We start from the raw sequence: 16,495 nt of genomic DNA on the forward strand, positions 1-16,495 counted from the left end.
CTCAATTCCATTTGAACCAGCGGATGGCTGCTGCGCCGGCGAGAACCGTCCACGTCAGCAGGACAAGGACGGCGTTGCCGTTGACGGCCCCGTGCAGGAATGCGTCCCGCAACCCTTCGCCGAGGGATCCGGACGGCAGCAGGTGAACGGTGTTCTGGGCGAGTTCCGGCAGCCACTGCATGGGGATCACGATGCCGCCCAGGGCGCCCAGCAGGATCCACAGCAGGTTCGTGATGGCCAGCGTGGCTTCGGGCCGGACAGTGCCCGCCACCAGAAGCCCCAGTGCGGTGAACGCGGCCGCGCCCAGCACCAGCAGGCAAAGCCCGGGTAGCGCGCCCAGCGGATCGGGGCGCCATCCGAGCGGGAAGGCGACGGCGGCGACGATGACCACCTGGATCACCAGGACGGCCAGGACCGCGAGGATCTTCCCGGCGATGAGACCGGCCCGTCCCAGCGGCGTGGTGGACAGGAACCGCAGCACGCCGTACCGGCGGTCGAAGCCGGTGGCGATGCCCTGCCCGGTGAAGGCGGTGGACATGGCGCAGAGCGCGAGAATGCCGGGGACGGCAACGTTGATACGGCTGCCCCCGATGCCGTCGAGCAGCGGGGTGACCGTCAGTCCGATCAGGGCAAGGAGGGGCAGGACCACTGCGAGGATCAGCTGCTCGCCGTTCCTGAGCATGGTCGCGGCCTCGTATTTACCCTGCAGCAGGATCCGGCGGAGCAGGGGAGCGGGAGCGCTGCCCGTGGCTGTCGTCATCGGATTTCCCTTCCGGAAATGTCGAGGAATACATCTTCGAGGCTCCGGGCCTCCATGCTCAGCGAGCCCGGCATGATGCCGTGGTGGGCCCACCAGGCGGTCAGCGCTGCGAGGTCCTCGGGGGTCAGCGCCCCGGTGGCCGCGTAGCTGCCGGAACGCGTTTCGCGGATCTCCACCTCGGCAGGCAGGACGCCGGTGAAGTCGAGCCCTGGCAGTGCCTCGAAATGCAGCGTCCGGACGTGGTCCCTGTGGGGCGCCTCTGGCATGTTGTGCTGCAGCAGCTGGGCTACGGTGCCCTCCGCAACATTCCTGCCGGCGTCGATGATGTACACGTAGTCGGCCAGCCGCTGTGCGTCATCCATGAGATGGGTTGTGAGGATGATCCCCATCCCACTGTCCCGGAGTTCAGAGATCAATTCGAAGACCAGCTGGCGGGACTGCGGGTCAAGGCCGGCGCTCGGTTCGTCCAGGAACAGGACCTCCGGGTTGCCGATCAGGGCGGCGGCGAGGGCCAGACGCTGCTTCTGTCCGCCGGACAGCCGGCGGACGTTGGTCCTGCTGAAGTTGTCGATGCCCAGCCGCTGCACCAGCTCATCCAGGGGCCTGGGATTGCGGTACATGCCGGCAATGTGCCGGAGAAGGGGAATGGGACGGGCCGACGGCGGGAGGCCGCCGTCCTGGAGCATGACGCCGACGCGGGCGCGCAGTTCCGCTCCAGCAGTGCCGGGATCGGTGCCGAGCAGCGTAATGGTTCCGCCCGTGCGCTTTTGGAGCCCCTGGGCGCATTCGATGGTGGTAGTCTTGCCGGCACCGTTCGCTCCGAGCAGTGCCGTGACCTCGCCGCGGCCGGCGACGAGTGAGACGTCGCTCACCACCCTGAGCATCTTGCCATCGAGGGTGGGGAGCGGACCGACGTCCTTGATGAGCCCGTCGATGGTCAGGACGGGGGATTTGGGGGATCGCACCCCAGCATTCTACGTGAAGTAGTACTGTCACTGGTGAACCTGCGTGGTGCCCGCCGATATGGCTCACCCCAGCCCGGGCACAGGTCAGCCTTGCCTTACTGGAAGGTCGCAACAAATTACGACATGATTGTGTTGTGTATTCCATGACCAGCACCACCTCCGCGCCATTGGCCGGGCAGGGCGCGCCCTCAGTTGCGCTGCACGGTGGAAAACGTGCTGCCCTGGCCTCCGTGCCTGCCGCAGCCGACGCCGATGAGCGCACGCGTGACCGCGTCCTCAGCGCCGTGTTGGAGCACGGACCTGTCAGCGCCGCGGAACTGGGCGACCTGCTTGGGTTCACCCCGGCCGCCGTCCGCCGGCACCTGGACCACCTGTCCCGCGCCGGCGTGATTGAGGTCAAGCGCGTGGCCCGTGCAGGCGCCGGCGCCGGCCGCCCCGCGCGCCGCTACGTCCTCAGCTCCCAGGGCCAGTCCTCCCTGGGTGACGACTATCTGAACATTGCCACCCTGGCGCTCAAGCAGCTCGGCGCGGTGGCGGGGGATGAAGCCGTCCGCCAGTTCGCCGTCGAGCGCTTCGCGGAGATGGAGCGCCGCTACGCCCCCGAGGTGGAAGCGGCCGGAACGGACATCACCGCCCGTGCGCAGGCCCTGTCCGCTGCCCTGTCCCGGGACGGCTTCGTCGCCTCCACGGCCTCCATTGAAGCCAAGGCGCCGCTGCCGGCTGCGCTGTCCAGCGTCCAGCTGTGCCAGGGCCACTGCCCCATCCAGCAGCTGGCCACGCAGTTTCCCGTGTTCTGCGACGCCGAGACGGAAATGTTTTCGCGCCTCGTCGGTGTCGATGTCCGCAGGCTTTCCACGCTCGCCCGCGGGGGACACGTCTGCACCACCCACATACCCACAGGCCGTCCGGCCGCGACGGTGGCGGAAACCACCCGAGCCGTTACGGACAACCTGGACGAAGTATCCAACCATCTGCAAGAAAGGCCGTGATGACGGACCAACTATCAGAGAAGACGGTTGCTGAGACTGCTGTGATTTCGGAGATTCTCGAAAAGAATCCCGAGCTCCACGGAATCGGTACCTATGAGTACGGCTGGGCCGACAAGAACGACGTCGGCGCCAATGCCCGCCGCGGCCTCAACGAGGACGTGGTCCGTGACATCTCGGCCAAGAAGAGCGAGCCGGAATGGATGCTGGACCTGCGCCTCAAGGGTCTGAAGTACTTCGACCGCAAGCCCATGCCCACCTGGGGTGCAGACCTCTCAGGCATCGACTTCGACAACATCAAGTACTTCGTGCGCTCCACTGAAAAGCAGGCCGCAACTTGGGAAGACCTTCCCGAGGACATCCGCAACACGTACGAGAAGCTCGGCATCCCGGAAGCTGAGCGCAGCCGCCTGGTCTCCGGTGTGGCAGCCCAGTACGAGTCCGAGGTTGTCTACCACCAGATCCGCGAGGACCTTGAGGCCCAGGGCGTCATCTTCCTGGACACGGACACCGCGCTGCGCGAGCACCCGGAGATCTTCCAGGAGTACTTCGGCACCATCATCCCGGTGGGCGACAACAAGTTCGCCTCGCTGAACACGGCCGTATGGTCCGGCGGCTCCTTCGTGTACGTGCCCAAGGGCGTGCACGTCGACATCCCGCTGCAGGCTTACTTCCGCATTAACACGGAAAATATGGGCCAGTTCGAGCGCACGCTGATCATCGCCGACGAGGACTCGTACGTCCACTACATCGAAGGCTGCACCGCGCCGATCTACACCTCGGATTCGCTGCACTCCGCCGTCGTGGAAATCGTGGTCAAGAAGGGCGCCCGCGTCCGCTACACCACCATCCAGAACTGGTCCAACAACGTGTACAACCTCGTGACCAAGCGCGCCATCTGCGAAGAGGGCGGCACCATGGAGTGGATCGATGGCAACATCGGCTCCAAGGTCACCATGAAGTACCCGGCTGTTTACCTCACGGGCCAGTACGCCAAGGGCGAGACCCTCTCCATCGCGTTCGCGGGCGAGGGCCAGCACCAGGACACCGGCTCCAAAATGGTGCACATCGCGCCGAACACCAAGAGCTCCATCATCTCCAAGTCCGTTGCCCGCGGCGGCGGACGCGCGGCCTACCGTGGCCTGGTCCAGATCCGCGAAGGCGCCAAGCACTCGGCCAACACCGTGCGCTGTGACGCCTTGCTGGTGGACACCATCAGCCGTTCGGACACCTACCCGTACATCGACATCCGCGAGGATGACGTCCAGCTCGGGCACGAGGCAACTGTCTCGCGCGTTTCCGAAGAGCAGCTCTTCTACCTCATGTCCCGCGGCATGCGCGAAGACGAAGCCATGGCCATGATCGTGCGCGGCTTCATCGAGCCGATCGCCCGTGAGCTGCCGATGGAATACGCCCTCGAGCTGAACCGCCTCATTGAACTCCAGATGGAAGGATCCGTCGGTTAATGACTGCCGAAATTACTACTGAAAAGGCCCGCATCGGAGCGCCTTCCATCGCAGGTTTCACCGAGGAAGGCGAGGGTCTGGTCTCCGCCAAGGTAGACCACAGCCACAACCACGGTGTCACCGTCATGTCCTCGCGCGCCGAGCGGCTCACGAGCTTCGACGTCGCCGACTTCGCGCTGCCCACCGGCCGTGAAGAGGAATGGCGCTTCACCCCGGTCCGTGGACTGGCCAACCTGTTTTCCGACGCAGCGACGGACGGAGACGCAGCCGCGTTCACCGTGGAAGCCCCCGAAGGCTACCTCCGCAGCGCCCTGGCACAGGGCGCCGCTCCGCGCGGAACCGTGCTGACCCCGGCCGACCGTGCCGCCGTCGTCGCCTCCGCCAACACGGACGAGGCCCTGCACGTGGTGATCCCGGCAGAAGCAGAACCGGCTGAGCCGCTGCGGATCCTGGTCCACGGCGCGGGCGCCGGCCGCCGCTCCAACGCACACTACGTGCTGGAGGCCGGGGCCAACTCGCGCAGCGTCGTGATCCTGGAGCACACCGGTGCGGCGGACCACAACGGCAACCTGGAAGTCATCGTCGGCGAGGGCGCAAAGCTCACCGTCATCTCGGTGCAGTTTTGGGAAGACGACGCCAAGCACCTGGCACAACATGACGCCCAGGTGGGCAAGGACGCCGTCTACAAGCACATCGCCGTCTCCCTCGGCGGTTCGGTGGTGCGCCTCAACTCCAACGTCCGCTTCTCCGGTGAGGGCGCCGAGGCCGAGCTGCTGGGCCTCTACTTTGCCGACGCCGGCCAGCACCTGGAGCACCGGTCCTTCGTTGACCACAACGTGGCCAACTGCAAGTCCAACGTGCTCTACAAGGGTGCCCTGCAGGGCAAGAACGCGCACACCGTCTGGGTGGGCGACGTGCTGATCCAGAAGCAGGCCCTGGGCACCGACTCGTACGAGAAGAACCAGAACCTCGTGCTGACGGACGGCTGCCGGGCCGACTCGGTTCCCAACCTCGAGATCGAAACCGGCCTCATTGAAGGTGCCGGACACGCGAGCTCCACCGGGCGTTTTGATGACGAGCACCTGTTCTACCTCATGGCACGCGGCATCCCGGAAGAGGTGGCCCGCAGGCTCGTCGTACGCGGATTCCTCAACGAGATCATCCAGCAGATCAAGGTCCCGGCACTCGAAGAGCGCCTGACCGAGGCTGTTGAGCGCGAACTCGCCGCGACCGAGAACTAAGCAGCCCGGAAGGTACAGGACAACGGATGACTGAACAGCCAAAGGGCGAGCTCGTCTGCAACGTGAACGAGATCCAGCCCAAGCAGGCCCTGCGGATCCTGATCGATGACTATCCCGTCGCGATCGTCAAGGACTCCATGGGAGAGATCCACGCCATCGGCGACACTTGCTCGCACGCGGACATTTCCCTCTCCGAGGGCGAGGTCGAGGGCTGCGCAATCGAATGCTGGGGCCACGGTTCGCAGTTCGATCTGCGCACCGGGGAACCTCTCCAGCTGCCGGCCTACGACCCCGTGCCCGTGTTCGCGGTGGAGATCGTCGGAGACGAGGTCTACGTGGACTTCACCACCGTCCTGAACGGCGCCGAAGCACCCAACCTCAGCTAGCCCGGCCTGCTTCCGAGCCCAGCCTGCACCACAACTTACTAACTTCCAGACCAAAGACCGCACCGCCGACAGAACGGCACGGTGCAGAGGAGAACAAGACACATGTCTACTCTTGAGATCAAGGACCTGCACGTCAGCATCGACACCGAGCAGGGGACCAAGGAGATCCTGAAGGGCGTCAGCCTGACCATCCGCACCGGTGAGACCCACGCCATCATGGGCCCCAACGGCTCCGGCAAGTCCACTCTCGCGTCCACCATTGCCGGCCACCCGCGCTACAAGGTCACCGGGGGCACCATCACACTGGACGGCGAAGACGTCCTGGCGATGAGCGTTGACGAGCGTGCACGCGCAGGCCTCTTCCTCGCCATGCAGTACCCGGTGGAGGTTCCCGGCGTCACCATGACCAACTTCCTGCGGACCGCCAAGACCGCCATCGACGGCGAAGCCCCGGCACTGCGCACCTGGACCAAGGACGTCAAGGCCGCCATGCAGCAGCTGCGCATTGACGCCGACTTCGCCCAGCGCAACGTGAATGAAGGCTTCTCCGGCGGCGAAAAGAAGCGCGTGGAGATCCTGCAGCTGGAACTCTTCAAGCCGAAGTTTGCCGTGCTTGACGAGACCGACTCCGGCCTGGACGTCGACGCCCTCAAGATCGTTTCCGAAGGCGTCAACCGCGCGCACGCCGAAGGCAACATGGGCACCATGCTCATCACGCACTACACGCGTATTCTGCGTTACATCAAGCCTGAGTTCGTCCACGTCTTCGTTGACGGCCAGATTGTTGAAGAGGGCGGCCCAGAACTCGCTGACCGCCTTGAAGAAGAAGGCTACGACCGCTACGCCAAGGGTGCGGGCGCAGCCACTATCGCTGCCGCCGCGGCACAGGCCTAGTAAGGACACGCCATGACCGAAATCGACGCAGCCCGCACCGGGCTGGAGGATGTCGAAGAGGCACTCAAGGACGTCATCGACCCCGAGCTCGGGGTTAACATTGTGGACTTGGGCCTGCTGTACGGCCTCAAGTACTCGGAGGACGACGGCGCCCTGCTGATCGACATGACGCTCACCACGGCCGCCTGTCCGCTGACCGACGTGCTCGAGGAGCAGGTTGGAAAGGCGCTGGACGGCGTAGTGGACGACTGGCGCCTGAACTGGGTATGGATGCCGCCATGGGGTCCTGAGCGGATCACCGACGACGGCAAGGACCAGATGCGGGCCCTCGGCTTCAACATCTGATAAATCACGACGGCGGCCGGTCACCTTCTTCACGAAGGTGACCGGCCGCCGTCGTTCCTAAGCAGGGCGCTCGGGATTCAGAGCGTCGTGGCGCTGAATGTGTCGCACTGGTTGATGTCGCCGGTCTTGTAGCCCTGGTAGAACCACTTCTGCCGCTGCGCGCTGGACCCGTGCGTCCAGCCCTCAGGTGAGACGCGTCCTGTGGCGGCTTTCTGGATCCGGTCGTCGCCGACGGCGGAGGCGGCCGAGAGTGCGTCGTTGAGGTCCTGCTGCTTCAGCGGCTCCAGGAACGGCTTGCCGGTCTTCGGGTCCTTCTGCGTGGTGGCGTACCGGGTCCAGAGCCCTGCGTAGCAGTCGGCCTGCAGCTCCACCCGCACGGCGCCGGACTCGGCGCCCTGCGGATCCTGCTGCGCCTTGTCCAGGTCGCCGAGGATGTTCTGGATGTGGTGGCCGACCTCATGGGCCACCACGTATTCCTGGGCCAGCGGGCCACCCGAGGACCCGAAGCGGGTCACGAGGTCCTGGAAGAACCCCGGATCGAAGTAGGCCGTGGTATCTGCCGGGCAGTAGAACGGGCCCACTTCTGACGTGGCCGTGCCGCAGCCGGTGCGGGTGGCGCCCTCGAACAGCACAGCCTTCGGCCGCGGGTACTTCACGTTGTAGTCGGCGAGGTAAGCCGGCCAGAACACGTTGAGGCTGTTCACCGTCCCGGCAATCCGGCAGTCGAGGTCCTTGTCTGCGTCGGAACCCAGCTTGCACTGGTTAAGGGGTGTTCCCGTGCTTTGGGCGGGCTGTTCCTGGCCGGTGCCCAGGAGCCCCCCGAGCAGCTGCGGATTGATGCCGAAGAGGGCCGCAAGGAGCAGGACGACGCCGCCCCCGATGCCTCCGCCGATCTTTGTGCCGCGGCCAACTCCACCGCCGCGCCGGTCTTCCACCTGGGATGGGTCCAGCTCGACCCCGTCATTGAAGCTCATGTTGTCACAATAGTCTTCACCGCAGGGCAGCGGCGGGTACGGGCCGGTAAAGTTGGCCCGATGCCTTTTCTCAACAACCTTCAGCGTTGGGCCGATGAACGCCCCGATGACACCGCCGTCGTCGTGGCCGGAAAACGGCTCAGCTGGGCCGACCTGCGCGACGGTGCGCAGGCCGCCGCAGCGAGCAGCACGGCGCCTGTCACGGTCCTCGCCCAGCCAAACTCCACCAAGTTCGCCATTGAATTCGCCGCTGCCGTCGCCGGAGACCGCGAGTGCGCGGTCCTGGACCCCACCTGGCCCGAAGCGCTGCAGGACGAGATCGTCCAGCGGCTGGGCTGCGGCGTTGACCAAGTGCCAGGGAGCTCCCGCACTGAGCTGGCGGACGGGGATCCGGCGTCCTCGTTCCTCATTGGCCTGACCTCCGGCACCACGTCCGTGCCCAAGGCGTTCACCCGTTCGCGGCGCTCCTGGCAGCGGTCCTTCGAGGCCTCCATGGAGTTCTTCGGGCTCAGCCAGCAGGACAGAACGCTTGCACCAGGCCCGCTGGCCGCGAGCCTCAACCTGTACGCTCTGGCCGAGTGCCTCTACGCCGGCTCTGAGTTCCACACGCTGGAATCGTTCGACGTCGGCGACGTCCACGCCGCCATCACCCATGACGGCATCACCCGGCTGGTGCTGGTACCCACCATGCTGCGGCTGCTCAGCGAACGCGGACTCCTCGGCTGCGTGGACGCGTCGGGCGTCCGGACCATCATCTGTGCGGGCTCGAAGCTGGACGCGCGCACGCTGGAAGCGGCCCGCCGGTGGGCCCCGCATGCCACCATCTTCGAGTACTACGGTGCCTCGGAGCTGAGCTTCGTCTCCGGCGCCGGCCTGGCCGCGGGGGCGCCGTTCGCCGCCGGGAGCACCGCGATCGGCCGGCCGTTCCCCGGCGTCGAGGTGCGGATCCTGGACGACTCAGGCAACGAGCTCCCCGACGGGACCGCCGGCAATATCAGCGTCCAAAGCGGCATGGTCAGCAACGGCTACCTCTGGGGCGACGACGGCGAGGCGCTGCGCTGCTTCGACGGCTGGTTCACCGTGGGGGACCAGGGCTACCTGTCGGACGGGGTTCTGCACATCCTCGGCCGGCGGGCCGACATGATCATCACGGCAGGCAAGAACGTCTATCCGCACGAGGTGGAGCTGGCGCTGTCCTCCGTCCCCGGGGTGGCCTCGGCCATCGCCGCCGGCATGGACGATGACCTCCGCGGCCAGCGCGTGGTGGCCGGCATCGTTCCCTCACACGGCGGAGTCACCGCCACCCAGCTCAAGACCGGCCTCGAGGACGTCCTGGCCAAGGACAAGCGGCCGCTGCAGTACTACGCCCTGGATGAGCTTCCGGTGACGGACCGCGGAAAGGTGAGCCGGCGGCTGCTGCTCGACTGGATTGCGGCCCGTGACAGCCGGGTCCGGCACCTTGTCTAACGGGGCATCTGGCGTGGGGCTCGTGCTTCCCGACGACCGGCAGCCGGTGATCATCGCCGCGCTGCGCACACCCATATGCCGGGCCAACGGTGCGCTGAAGCACCTGCGCTCCCACGAGCTCCTGGCCCCGGTCCTCACGGCGCTGCTCGCTGAAACGGGGATGGACGCGGGCGACGTGACGGACGTCGTCATCGGCAACGCGGTGGGTGCGGGCGGCAACGTCGCGCGGCTCGCCGCCCTCGAAGCCGGCCTGCCCGTCACCGTCCCCGGCCTCACGGTAGACCGGCAGTGCGGCTCCGGCCTCGACGCCATCGTCCTCGCATCGCGGCTCGTCGCGGCAGGCGGCGGCACCTACCTTGCGGGCGGCGTCGAAAGCATCAGCACCGCGCCGCTGCGCGCACACCGGAACGATGACGGCGAACCTGCCTTCTTCAGCCGCGCCCAGTTTGCGCCGCACCCCCACGGCGACCCGGACATGGGCGTCGCGGCCGAGAACGTGGCCCGGGAGTACGGCATCAGCCGAGCCCGGCAGGACGAGTTTGCGCTGCGCAGCCACCGCCGCGCGGTGGCCGCGGAGGCCGGCGGCACGTTTGTCCGGGAGACTGTTCCGCTGCCAGGCGCGTCAGGGACCGCGCCGGGGACGGTAACGGCCGACGACGGACCCCGCCCCAGACTCAGCGAGGCCCTGATGGCGCGGTTCCCCGCCGCGTTCGTGGAGTCCGGGACCGTCACCGCCGGAAACTCCTGCTTCGACGCAGACGGGGCCGCCGCCGTCGTCATCACCTCGCTGGCGAGGGCACGGGAACTGGGCGCTGCCGACGCGCTGGCCGTGCTGGGCACGGAGACCGCGGGGGTGGAGCCCCGGCTCCTCGGCATCGGGGCGGCGGCCGCCGCCTCGCGCCTGCTGGCCGCGCAGTCGGTGGACGCAGCGGACGTGGATCTCGTGGAGTTCAACGAGGCGTTCGCCTCGCAGACCCTCGCATGCCTGGACCACCTGGGAATCGACTCCCTTCGGGCCAACGCCGACGGCGGGGCGCTGGCTTTGGGCCATGCCTACGGCGCATCCGGGGCGGTACTGGTTACCCGGCTGATGGCGCAGGCCAGGCAGGCACCGGCTGAGGCTGCGGCTGCGGAAGGAAAGCTCGCCCTGGCGATGATCAGCATCGCCGGCGGCATGGGCACCGCGGCGCTCTTCCGCCACATCCGGCTGTAGACCCCACGGTCAGGCAACCGGGCACCACCGCTAGAGGGTTGCCGGGTCCGGGAACAGCTGCTGCCGGAGGTCCCTCTTACGGATCTTTCCGCTGGCCGTGCGGGGCATCTCGTCGACGAAGACCACCGCCTTGGGGATTTTGTACCGTGCGAGCCGGCCGTCGAGGTAGGCCCGGACCTGCTCTTCGGTGAGGCTCGCGCCTTCGCGGACCACCACGACGGCCCTCGGCACTTCACCCCACTTTTCGTCGGGAACACCGATCACCGCCACGCTCCCGACGGCGTCAATTTCGGCGATGGCCTGCTCCACCTCGGCCGGGTAGATGTTCTCCCCGCCGGAAATGATCATGTCCTTGAGCCGGTCGGAAACGAAGACGAATCCGTCCTGGTCCTGGTAGCCCATGTCGCCGGACTTGAACCAGCCGCCGTCGTCGTATGAACCGGCGGTGGCGTCCGGCCGGTTCCAGTACTCGCGGATGACGTTGGGGCCCTTGATCTGGATTTCGCCCACGGTGCCCTGCTGTACCGGCCCGCCCAGGGGATCGGCGATCCGCACCTCGGTGAAGAAGTGCGGCAGACCCGAGGAGCCTGCTTTGTCCCGGGACCGGGAGGCGGGCAGGGTGGTTGCGCCCGGGGCTGTTTCCGTCATGCCGTAGCCGTTGGAGAAACGCAGCCCGCGGGCCTCGTAGGCTTCCAGGACCCGCAGGGGGACGGCCGACCCGCCGCAGGTGAGCTTGTTCAGCGAGGAGATGTCCGACGTCGGCCATTCCGGATGCTCGCAGAGCATCTGGTAGGTGGTGGGCACCCCGCTGATGGTGGTCACGCGGTGGCGTTCGATGAGCTGCAGGGTCCGCTGCGGATCGAACCTGGGCTCGAGAATAACTGTTCCGCCCTTCAGCAAGGTGGGCAGGACCCCCATGTCCAGCGACGCCACATGGAACATTGGGGAGATCATCAGGGCCACGTCGGTGGAGCAGAAGTCGAAGTCGGTGATGACGTTGATGCAGTTCCAGGTGATGTTTCCGTGCGTGAGCAGGGCGCCCTTGGGGCTGCCGGTGGTTCCGGAGGTGTAGAGGATCATGGCGCCGTCGTCCAGGGTGACCGGTTCATCGAACGGCTCCGTGCTGCCCGATGCCACGACGTCCTCGTAGCCCTCGGTGGGCGCATTTTCGTTGTCATCCGTACCGCCGCCAACCACAGTGCCATCGTCAAACCCAGCGCCGTCGCCGACGGCGATGAGTCGCGTCAGCGAAGTCCCCGCGGCGGCAGCCTGCGCCACGTTGCCGAGGTCCGCCGCGTAGATCAGGGCCGCGGCGGAGCAGTCGTCCAGCTGGAATCGAATTTCCGGCGGAGCGAGCCGTGTGTTGATCGGAACGAAGATCGCGCCCAGCTGGCCGCAGGCGAAGAGTGTCTCCACGAATGCGGGGTGGTTCTCCCCGAGGTAGGCCACCCTGTCGCCTCTGGCCACGCCGCGGTCCCGCAGGCCGTTGGCGAGCCGGCAGCTGCGGTCGGCGAACTGTTCATAGCTGAGTTCCCGGTCCCCGGCGATGAGCGCCGTCTTGTTCCCGGATTTCGGGCGGCGCCGTTGCAGCCACGACCCGATGCCAAAATTTTCCATCGAGCATCCTTTCTTGTCTCAAACTAGTCCTTGCGCGGCTTCTCAGGGCCGGGTGGACTCCAAATCGTTGTTCTTGGGTTCCCTGGTGAGCAGGATAAAGACGATGGACACCACGGACATGCCGGCGAGGTACAGGGCCACGGAGCCGGTGTTCTGGCCCGAGTCCTTGAAGATCTGCGCCACGATTCCGGGGGTGAAGCCGGCGCCCAGGAGCGTTGCAAGCTGGTAGCCCAGGGACGCGCCGGTGTACCGGGAGGTGGTGGCGAACTGTTCGGAGACGAACGCCGCCATGGGGCCGAAGAGGGTGGAATGGATCATCAGTCCGATGGTGAAGGCCACGAAGATCAAGAAGATGTTGTTCGAGGACAGAAGCTGGAACATCGGCATGAGGTACAGGATGAAGAGGACCAGCCCGCCGATCATCACTGGCCTCCGGCCCAGCCGGTCCGAGAGCCTGCCGCCCAGGACCACGAACGCAATGGAGATGAGGGAGGCCGCGGCAAAGGCGTACAGCACGCCCTGCCTGTCGGCGCCCTTGGAGACGGTGAAGGTGACCGAGAAGGTTGCCATCACCACCTGCAACGCGAACCCGGCGGCTCCAGCGAGCATGGTGAAGATCAGCGTCCGGGGTCGGCGCAGGACCTGCAGCAGGGGAATGTCGCGGCGGGCAGGTACGGGCCTGCCCGCAGCGGGCGCCGCTTCCTTGGGGTCCTCAACTGTCCGGGCTCGCTTTTCCTGCTCGATGGCGGCCTTGAAGATAGGGCTCTCGGAGACCTTGAGCCGGACGAACATCCCGACGATCAACAGCACGAAGGAGAGCAGGAACGGCACGCGCCAGCCCCAGGAGAGGAACTGCTCGTTGGGCAGGGCTGCGAAGGCGCCCATGATGAGGGTGCCCAGCACGGCGCCCGAGGGTGCGCCCGCGTTGACGAAGGAGGCCGCGAAGCCGCGCCGTCCGGACTCGGAATGCTCCAGCGCCATCAGCGCCGCCCCGCCCCATTCGCCGCCCACGGCAATGCCTTGGAAGACGCGCAGCAGGACGAGCAGGACAGCGCCCCACGGGCCGGCCACTGAGGCGTCGGGGATAACGCCGATCAGGGTGGAGGCCACGCCCATGACCGCCATGGAAACGATCAGCATCGCCTTGCGGCCCACCCTGTCGCCGAAGTGGCCGAAGATGATGCCGCCGAGTGGCCTGGCCACGTAGCCCGCGGCAAAAGTGCCGTACGCGGCCACAACGCCCACCCAGTCGTCGAGTCCGGAGAAGAAGACTTTCGGGAAGACCACTGCGGCGGCGGTGGCGTAGAGAAGGAAGTCGTAGTACTCGATGGTGCTGCCCAGGTAGCTGGATGCTATGACGGTGCGGGCTTCCCTGCGCCGGGCGGTCACATCCATCGTCTGAAGCTGCGAAGTTTGGGACATCGTTGTTCCTTACTGCACGTGCGGGCGGGGGAGGGTTAGGGCAGCGGGCTCATTTGTAGAAGCGGGCGAGGAACTCGGCCACGACGGCGGGCCGTTCCTGGCCTTCGATCTCGATGGTGTTGGAGACCTTGATCTGGGCGCCGCCCTTGACCTCGGCGACCTCTGCGATGCTGGCCTGCATGCGGATCCGCGAGCCCACCTTGACCGGTGACGTGAACCGCACCTTGTCGAGGCCGTAGTTGACCTTGGTGGTGACGCCGTCGACGTCGAACAGCTCGCCCCAGAACGGGATGATGAGCGAGAGCGTGAGGAAGCCGTGGGCAATCGGGGCGCCGAACGGACCGTCCTTGGCGCGCTCGGGGTCCACGTGGATCCACTGGTCATCGCCGGTGGCATCGGCGAATTTGTTGATCCGTTCCTGGGTGATTTCGCGGTACTCGGTGACGCCGAGATCGGTACCGGCGAGGGTGAGCAGTTTGTCGAAGCCGACGACGAGATTGGGCATGCGGTGCCTCCTGCGGTGGTGTTTTGGTTCGGAAATTTGGGTTTGCCGAAGTACGACGGCGGTGCGGTGTTGCCGCCGTCGGGCTTGGGTTGGTGGTGCTTCAGTCAGCGGGTGAAGGCGCTTTCGCCGGTGAGGGCGCGGCCGATGATGAGGGCATTGATGTCGTGGGTGCCTTCGTAGGAGTACACGGCTTCGGCGTCGGCGTGGAAGCGGGCGACGTCGGCGGCGAGCGTGATGCCGTTGCCGCCCACCACTTCCCGGGCCAGCGCGACGGTGTCGCGCATGAACAGGCTGGTCTGCATCTTGGCCAGGGCCGAGTCCTGGTCCCGGTAGATGCCCCTGGCCTGCTGTTCGGTCAGCCGGACCACGAGGGACAGGCTGGCCGTGATGTTGCCGAGCATCCGGGCGAGTTTTTCCTGGACCAGCTGGAAGGAGCCGAGCGGACGGCCGAACTGGGTGCGTTCGCTGACGTACCGGAGGGCCGACTCGAATGCCCCGGCCTGGATGCCGGTGGCGATCCACGCCACGTCCGAGCGCATGGCCCGGAGCATGGCGGCGACGTCGCGGAACGAGTTCACGTTGTGCAGCCGCATCGACTCCAGCACCCGCACGCCGTCGAGCGTGATGTGGGCGTTCTGCATCATGCGCAGCGAGGTCTTGCCGTGGATTTTCTCCAGCGTCACGCCGTCGGCCTTCCGGTCGACGAGGAACGCCTTGACCTGCCCGTTGGCCACATCCCGGGCGAACACGGCGAGCACGTCCGCCGTGGCGGCGCCGCCGATCCAGCGCTTCGCGCCGTCCAGGACCCAAGCGTCGCCATCGCGGCGGGCAGTGGTTGAGAGGCCTCCGGCGATATCGGAACCGGAGTCCGGTTCGGTCAGCGAGAACACGCCCTTGAGCGAGAAATCGATAACGTTCGGCGTCCACTCGCGCTGCTGCTCCGGCGATGCGCCGATGCGGATGGCAGTGCGGAAGAGCCCGGCCTGGGCGGTGTACCAGGTGGCCAGCGAGGCATCGGTCCTGGCGAGTTCAAAGATCCGGAAGCCCTGGTAGATCCCGCGGGCGGGCCCCTCAGCCGTGAGCTGCGCGGGCTCCATCAGGTCCAGGTCGATCAGCGGGCGCGCCAGCTGCTCCGGGAACTCGCCGCGCTCCCAGTAGTCGGCGAGCAGCGGCTTCGCTTCCCGGTCCAGGAAACCCCGGAGCCGGCCGAGGACCCGCCGCTCGTCCTCGGTGAGGACGGCTTCGGCGTCGTACCAGTCCGCCGCAGAGTAGAGCCGGTCCTGGAGTGTTGTCCCGCCGTCCTGCGCCGCGCCGTCCTGTTTTGGGGCACCCACAGCGGGTTCCACCGTCGTCGTTGTCATTCTGGCCCCAGACCGAGAAGCCGGACGGCGTTGTGCTTGAGGATTTTCGGCCGCACCTCGTCCTTCAGCGGCAGGTCGGCGAAGGCACCCAACCATTTCTGGGGTGTGATCAGCGGGAAGTCGGTGCCGAAGAGGACTTTGTCCTGCAGGTAGGAGCCTGACGCCTTCACCAGCGACTCCGGGAAGTACTTGGGCGACCAGCCGGAGAGGTCGATGAACACGTTGACCTTGTGCGTGGCGATGGAGTTGGCCTCGTCCTGCCACGGCACCGAGGGGTGGGCCATGATGATCTGCAGCCCGGGGAAGTCCGCGGCAACGGCGTCCAGCAGCAGCGGGTTGGAGTAGGCGAGCTTGATCCCGTACCCACCGGGCAGGCCAGCGCCCATGCCGTTCTGTCCGGTGTGGAAAATGGCGGGCAGGCCGAGTTCCTGGAGCGTCTCCCAGAGGGGATAGAAGCGTTCGTTGGAGGGGTCGAAGCCCTGCAGGCTGGGGTGGAACTTGAATCCTCGGGCACCGAGTTCCACGGCCTGGTACTTGGCGCCGGCGATGGCGTCCTCGCCGGTGCGGGGGTCCACGCTGCCGAAGGGAATCAGGACGTCGTTGTTCCGGGCGGCGCCGGCGATGAGTTCCGGGATGCTGTTGGGCTCGTGCTTGAGCTGGGTCCGCGCGTCCACGGTGAAGACGACGGCGGCCATGTTCAGTTCGCGGTACACCTCGGCGATGCGGTCCAGGGACGGGGTGCGGTCCTCAGCCTTGAAGTACTTCGCCGAGGCCTCGGTCAGCGCATCTGGGAGGGAACCGTGGCCGCAGCTGTCCACTTCGAGGTGGACGTGCATGTCAATGGCGTCGATCCTGGCAGCGTCGATGCCCAGTTCGTAGCGGGTGGTGGCCAT

The 16,495-nt window shown here is 66.6% G+C and carries 16 protein-coding genes; 8 read left to right on the plus strand and 8 right to left on the minus strand.

Translation table 11 applies throughout. The annotated features are described in order from the left end of the window. Position 1: 1 nt before the first annotated feature. Both QFZ33_RS14085 and QFZ33_RS14090 read right to left on the minus strand, forming a co-directional pair. Positions 2 to 760 (minus strand): ABC transporter permease, encoded by a 759-nt coding sequence (locus QFZ33_RS14085; protein ID WP_307028423.1) that lies wholly within the window; start codon positions 758 to 760, stop codon positions 2 to 4. After that, positions 757 to 1,725 carry an ABC transporter ATP-binding protein gene (locus QFZ33_RS14090; RefSeq protein ID WP_307028425.1) on the minus strand — a complete coding sequence of 323 codons (969 nt, stop codon included), beginning with the start codon at positions 1,723 to 1,725 and terminating at the stop codon, positions 757 to 759. The genes QFZ33_RS14085 and QFZ33_RS14090 overlap by 4 nt, the downstream gene beginning before the upstream one ends. Positions 1,726 to 1,859: 134 nt before the next feature. On the opposite strand from QFZ33_RS14090, the gene QFZ33_RS14095 reads away from it, so the two are divergent. The 6 genes from QFZ33_RS14095 (at position 1,860) to QFZ33_RS14120 (ending at position 7,043) form a co-directional block, all read left to right on the plus strand. Continuing rightward, the gene (locus QFZ33_RS14095) at positions 1,860 to 2,714 is read left to right on the plus strand and encodes a helix-turn-helix transcriptional regulator (protein ID WP_307028426.1); all 855 of its coding nucleotides are present in this window, start codon (positions 1,860 to 1,862) and stop codon (positions 2,712 to 2,714) included. Continuing rightward, the gene (sufB, locus tag QFZ33_RS14100; RefSeq protein WP_307028429.1) at positions 2,714 to 4,177 is read left to right on the plus strand and encodes a Fe-S cluster assembly protein SufB; all 1,464 of its coding nucleotides are present in this window, start codon (positions 2,714 to 2,716) and stop codon (positions 4,175 to 4,177) included. Before QFZ33_RS14095 ends, sufB begins: the two co-directional genes overlap by 1 nt. Then, entirely contained in the window at positions 4,177 to 5,418 is a 1,242-nt protein-coding gene (gene sufD, locus QFZ33_RS14105) for a Fe-S cluster assembly protein SufD (protein WP_307028431.1), read from the plus strand. Before sufB ends, sufD begins: the two co-directional genes overlap by 1 nt. A 26-nt stretch (positions 5,419 to 5,444) precedes the next feature. Beyond that, complete coding sequence (locus tag QFZ33_RS14110; RefSeq protein ID WP_307028433.1) at positions 5,445 to 5,804, plus strand: non-heme iron oxygenase ferredoxin subunit; 360 nt, start codon at positions 5,445 to 5,447, stop codon at positions 5,802 to 5,804. Positions 5,805 to 5,906: 102 nt separating this feature from the next. After that, on the plus strand, positions 5,907 to 6,698 hold the full coding sequence (gene sufC / locus QFZ33_RS14115; RefSeq protein WP_214856042.1) for a Fe-S cluster assembly ATPase SufC: 792 nt from the start codon (positions 5,907 to 5,909) through the stop codon (positions 6,696 to 6,698). Between the two features lie 12 nt (positions 6,699 to 6,710). Next, positions 6,711 to 7,043, plus strand: a complete 333-nt coding sequence (locus tag QFZ33_RS14120; RefSeq protein WP_102973549.1) for a metal-sulfur cluster assembly factor — start codon at positions 6,711 to 6,713, stop codon at positions 7,041 to 7,043. 77 nt (positions 7,044 to 7,120) lie between these two features. On the opposite strand, the gene ypfJ is transcribed toward QFZ33_RS14120, so the two are convergent. Beyond that, positions 7,121 to 8,017 (minus strand): KPN_02809 family neutral zinc metallopeptidase, encoded by an 897-nt coding sequence (gene ypfJ / locus QFZ33_RS14125; RefSeq protein ID WP_307028437.1) that lies wholly within the window; start codon positions 8,015 to 8,017, stop codon positions 7,121 to 7,123. Positions 8,018 to 8,077: 60 nt separating this feature from the next. Here ypfJ and QFZ33_RS14130 point away from each other — a divergent pair, with 60 nt between their 5' ends. Continuing rightward, a complete protein-coding gene (locus QFZ33_RS14130) occupies positions 8,078 to 9,484 on the plus strand; it encodes a class I adenylate-forming enzyme family protein (protein WP_307028439.1) in 1,407 nt (468 codons plus the stop codon). Between the two features lie 13 nt (positions 9,485 to 9,497). Then, positions 9,498 to 10,697 (plus strand): thiolase family protein, encoded by a 1,200-nt coding sequence (locus QFZ33_RS14135; protein ID WP_307028441.1) that lies wholly within the window; start codon positions 9,498 to 9,500, stop codon positions 10,695 to 10,697. Between the two features lie 30 nt (positions 10,698 to 10,727). Here the strand turns inward: QFZ33_RS14135 and menE are convergent, their stop codons facing one another. The 5 genes from menE to QFZ33_RS14160 form a co-directional block, all read right to left on the minus strand. Then, positions 10,728 to 12,314, minus strand: a complete 1,587-nt coding sequence (gene menE, locus QFZ33_RS14140; RefSeq protein ID WP_307028444.1) for an o-succinylbenzoate--CoA ligase — start codon at positions 12,312 to 12,314, stop codon at positions 10,728 to 10,730. Between the two features lie 42 nt (positions 12,315 to 12,356). After that, a complete protein-coding gene (locus tag QFZ33_RS14145) occupies positions 12,357 to 13,736 on the minus strand; it encodes an MFS transporter (protein ID WP_307028446.1) in 1,380 nt (459 codons plus the stop codon). A gap of 49 nt (positions 13,737 to 13,785) precedes the next feature. Then, entirely contained in the window at positions 13,786 to 14,241 is a 456-nt protein-coding gene (locus tag QFZ33_RS14150; RefSeq protein ID WP_307028448.1) for a MaoC family dehydratase, read from the minus strand. A 104-nt stretch (positions 14,242 to 14,345) separates the two neighbouring features. Next, positions 14,346 to 15,575 (minus strand): acyl-CoA dehydrogenase family protein, encoded by a 1,230-nt coding sequence (locus tag QFZ33_RS14155; RefSeq protein WP_307028449.1) that lies wholly within the window; start codon positions 15,573 to 15,575, stop codon positions 14,346 to 14,348. Between the two features lie 23 nt (positions 15,576 to 15,598). Continuing rightward, entirely contained in the window at positions 15,599 to 16,495 is an 897-nt protein-coding gene (locus QFZ33_RS14160) for an amidohydrolase family protein (RefSeq protein WP_307028451.1), read from the minus strand.

The sequence above is a fragment of the Arthrobacter globiformis genome (assembly GCF_030815865.1).
Lineage (GTDB): Bacteria > Actinomycetota > Actinomycetes > Actinomycetales > Micrococcaceae > Arthrobacter > Arthrobacter globiformis_B.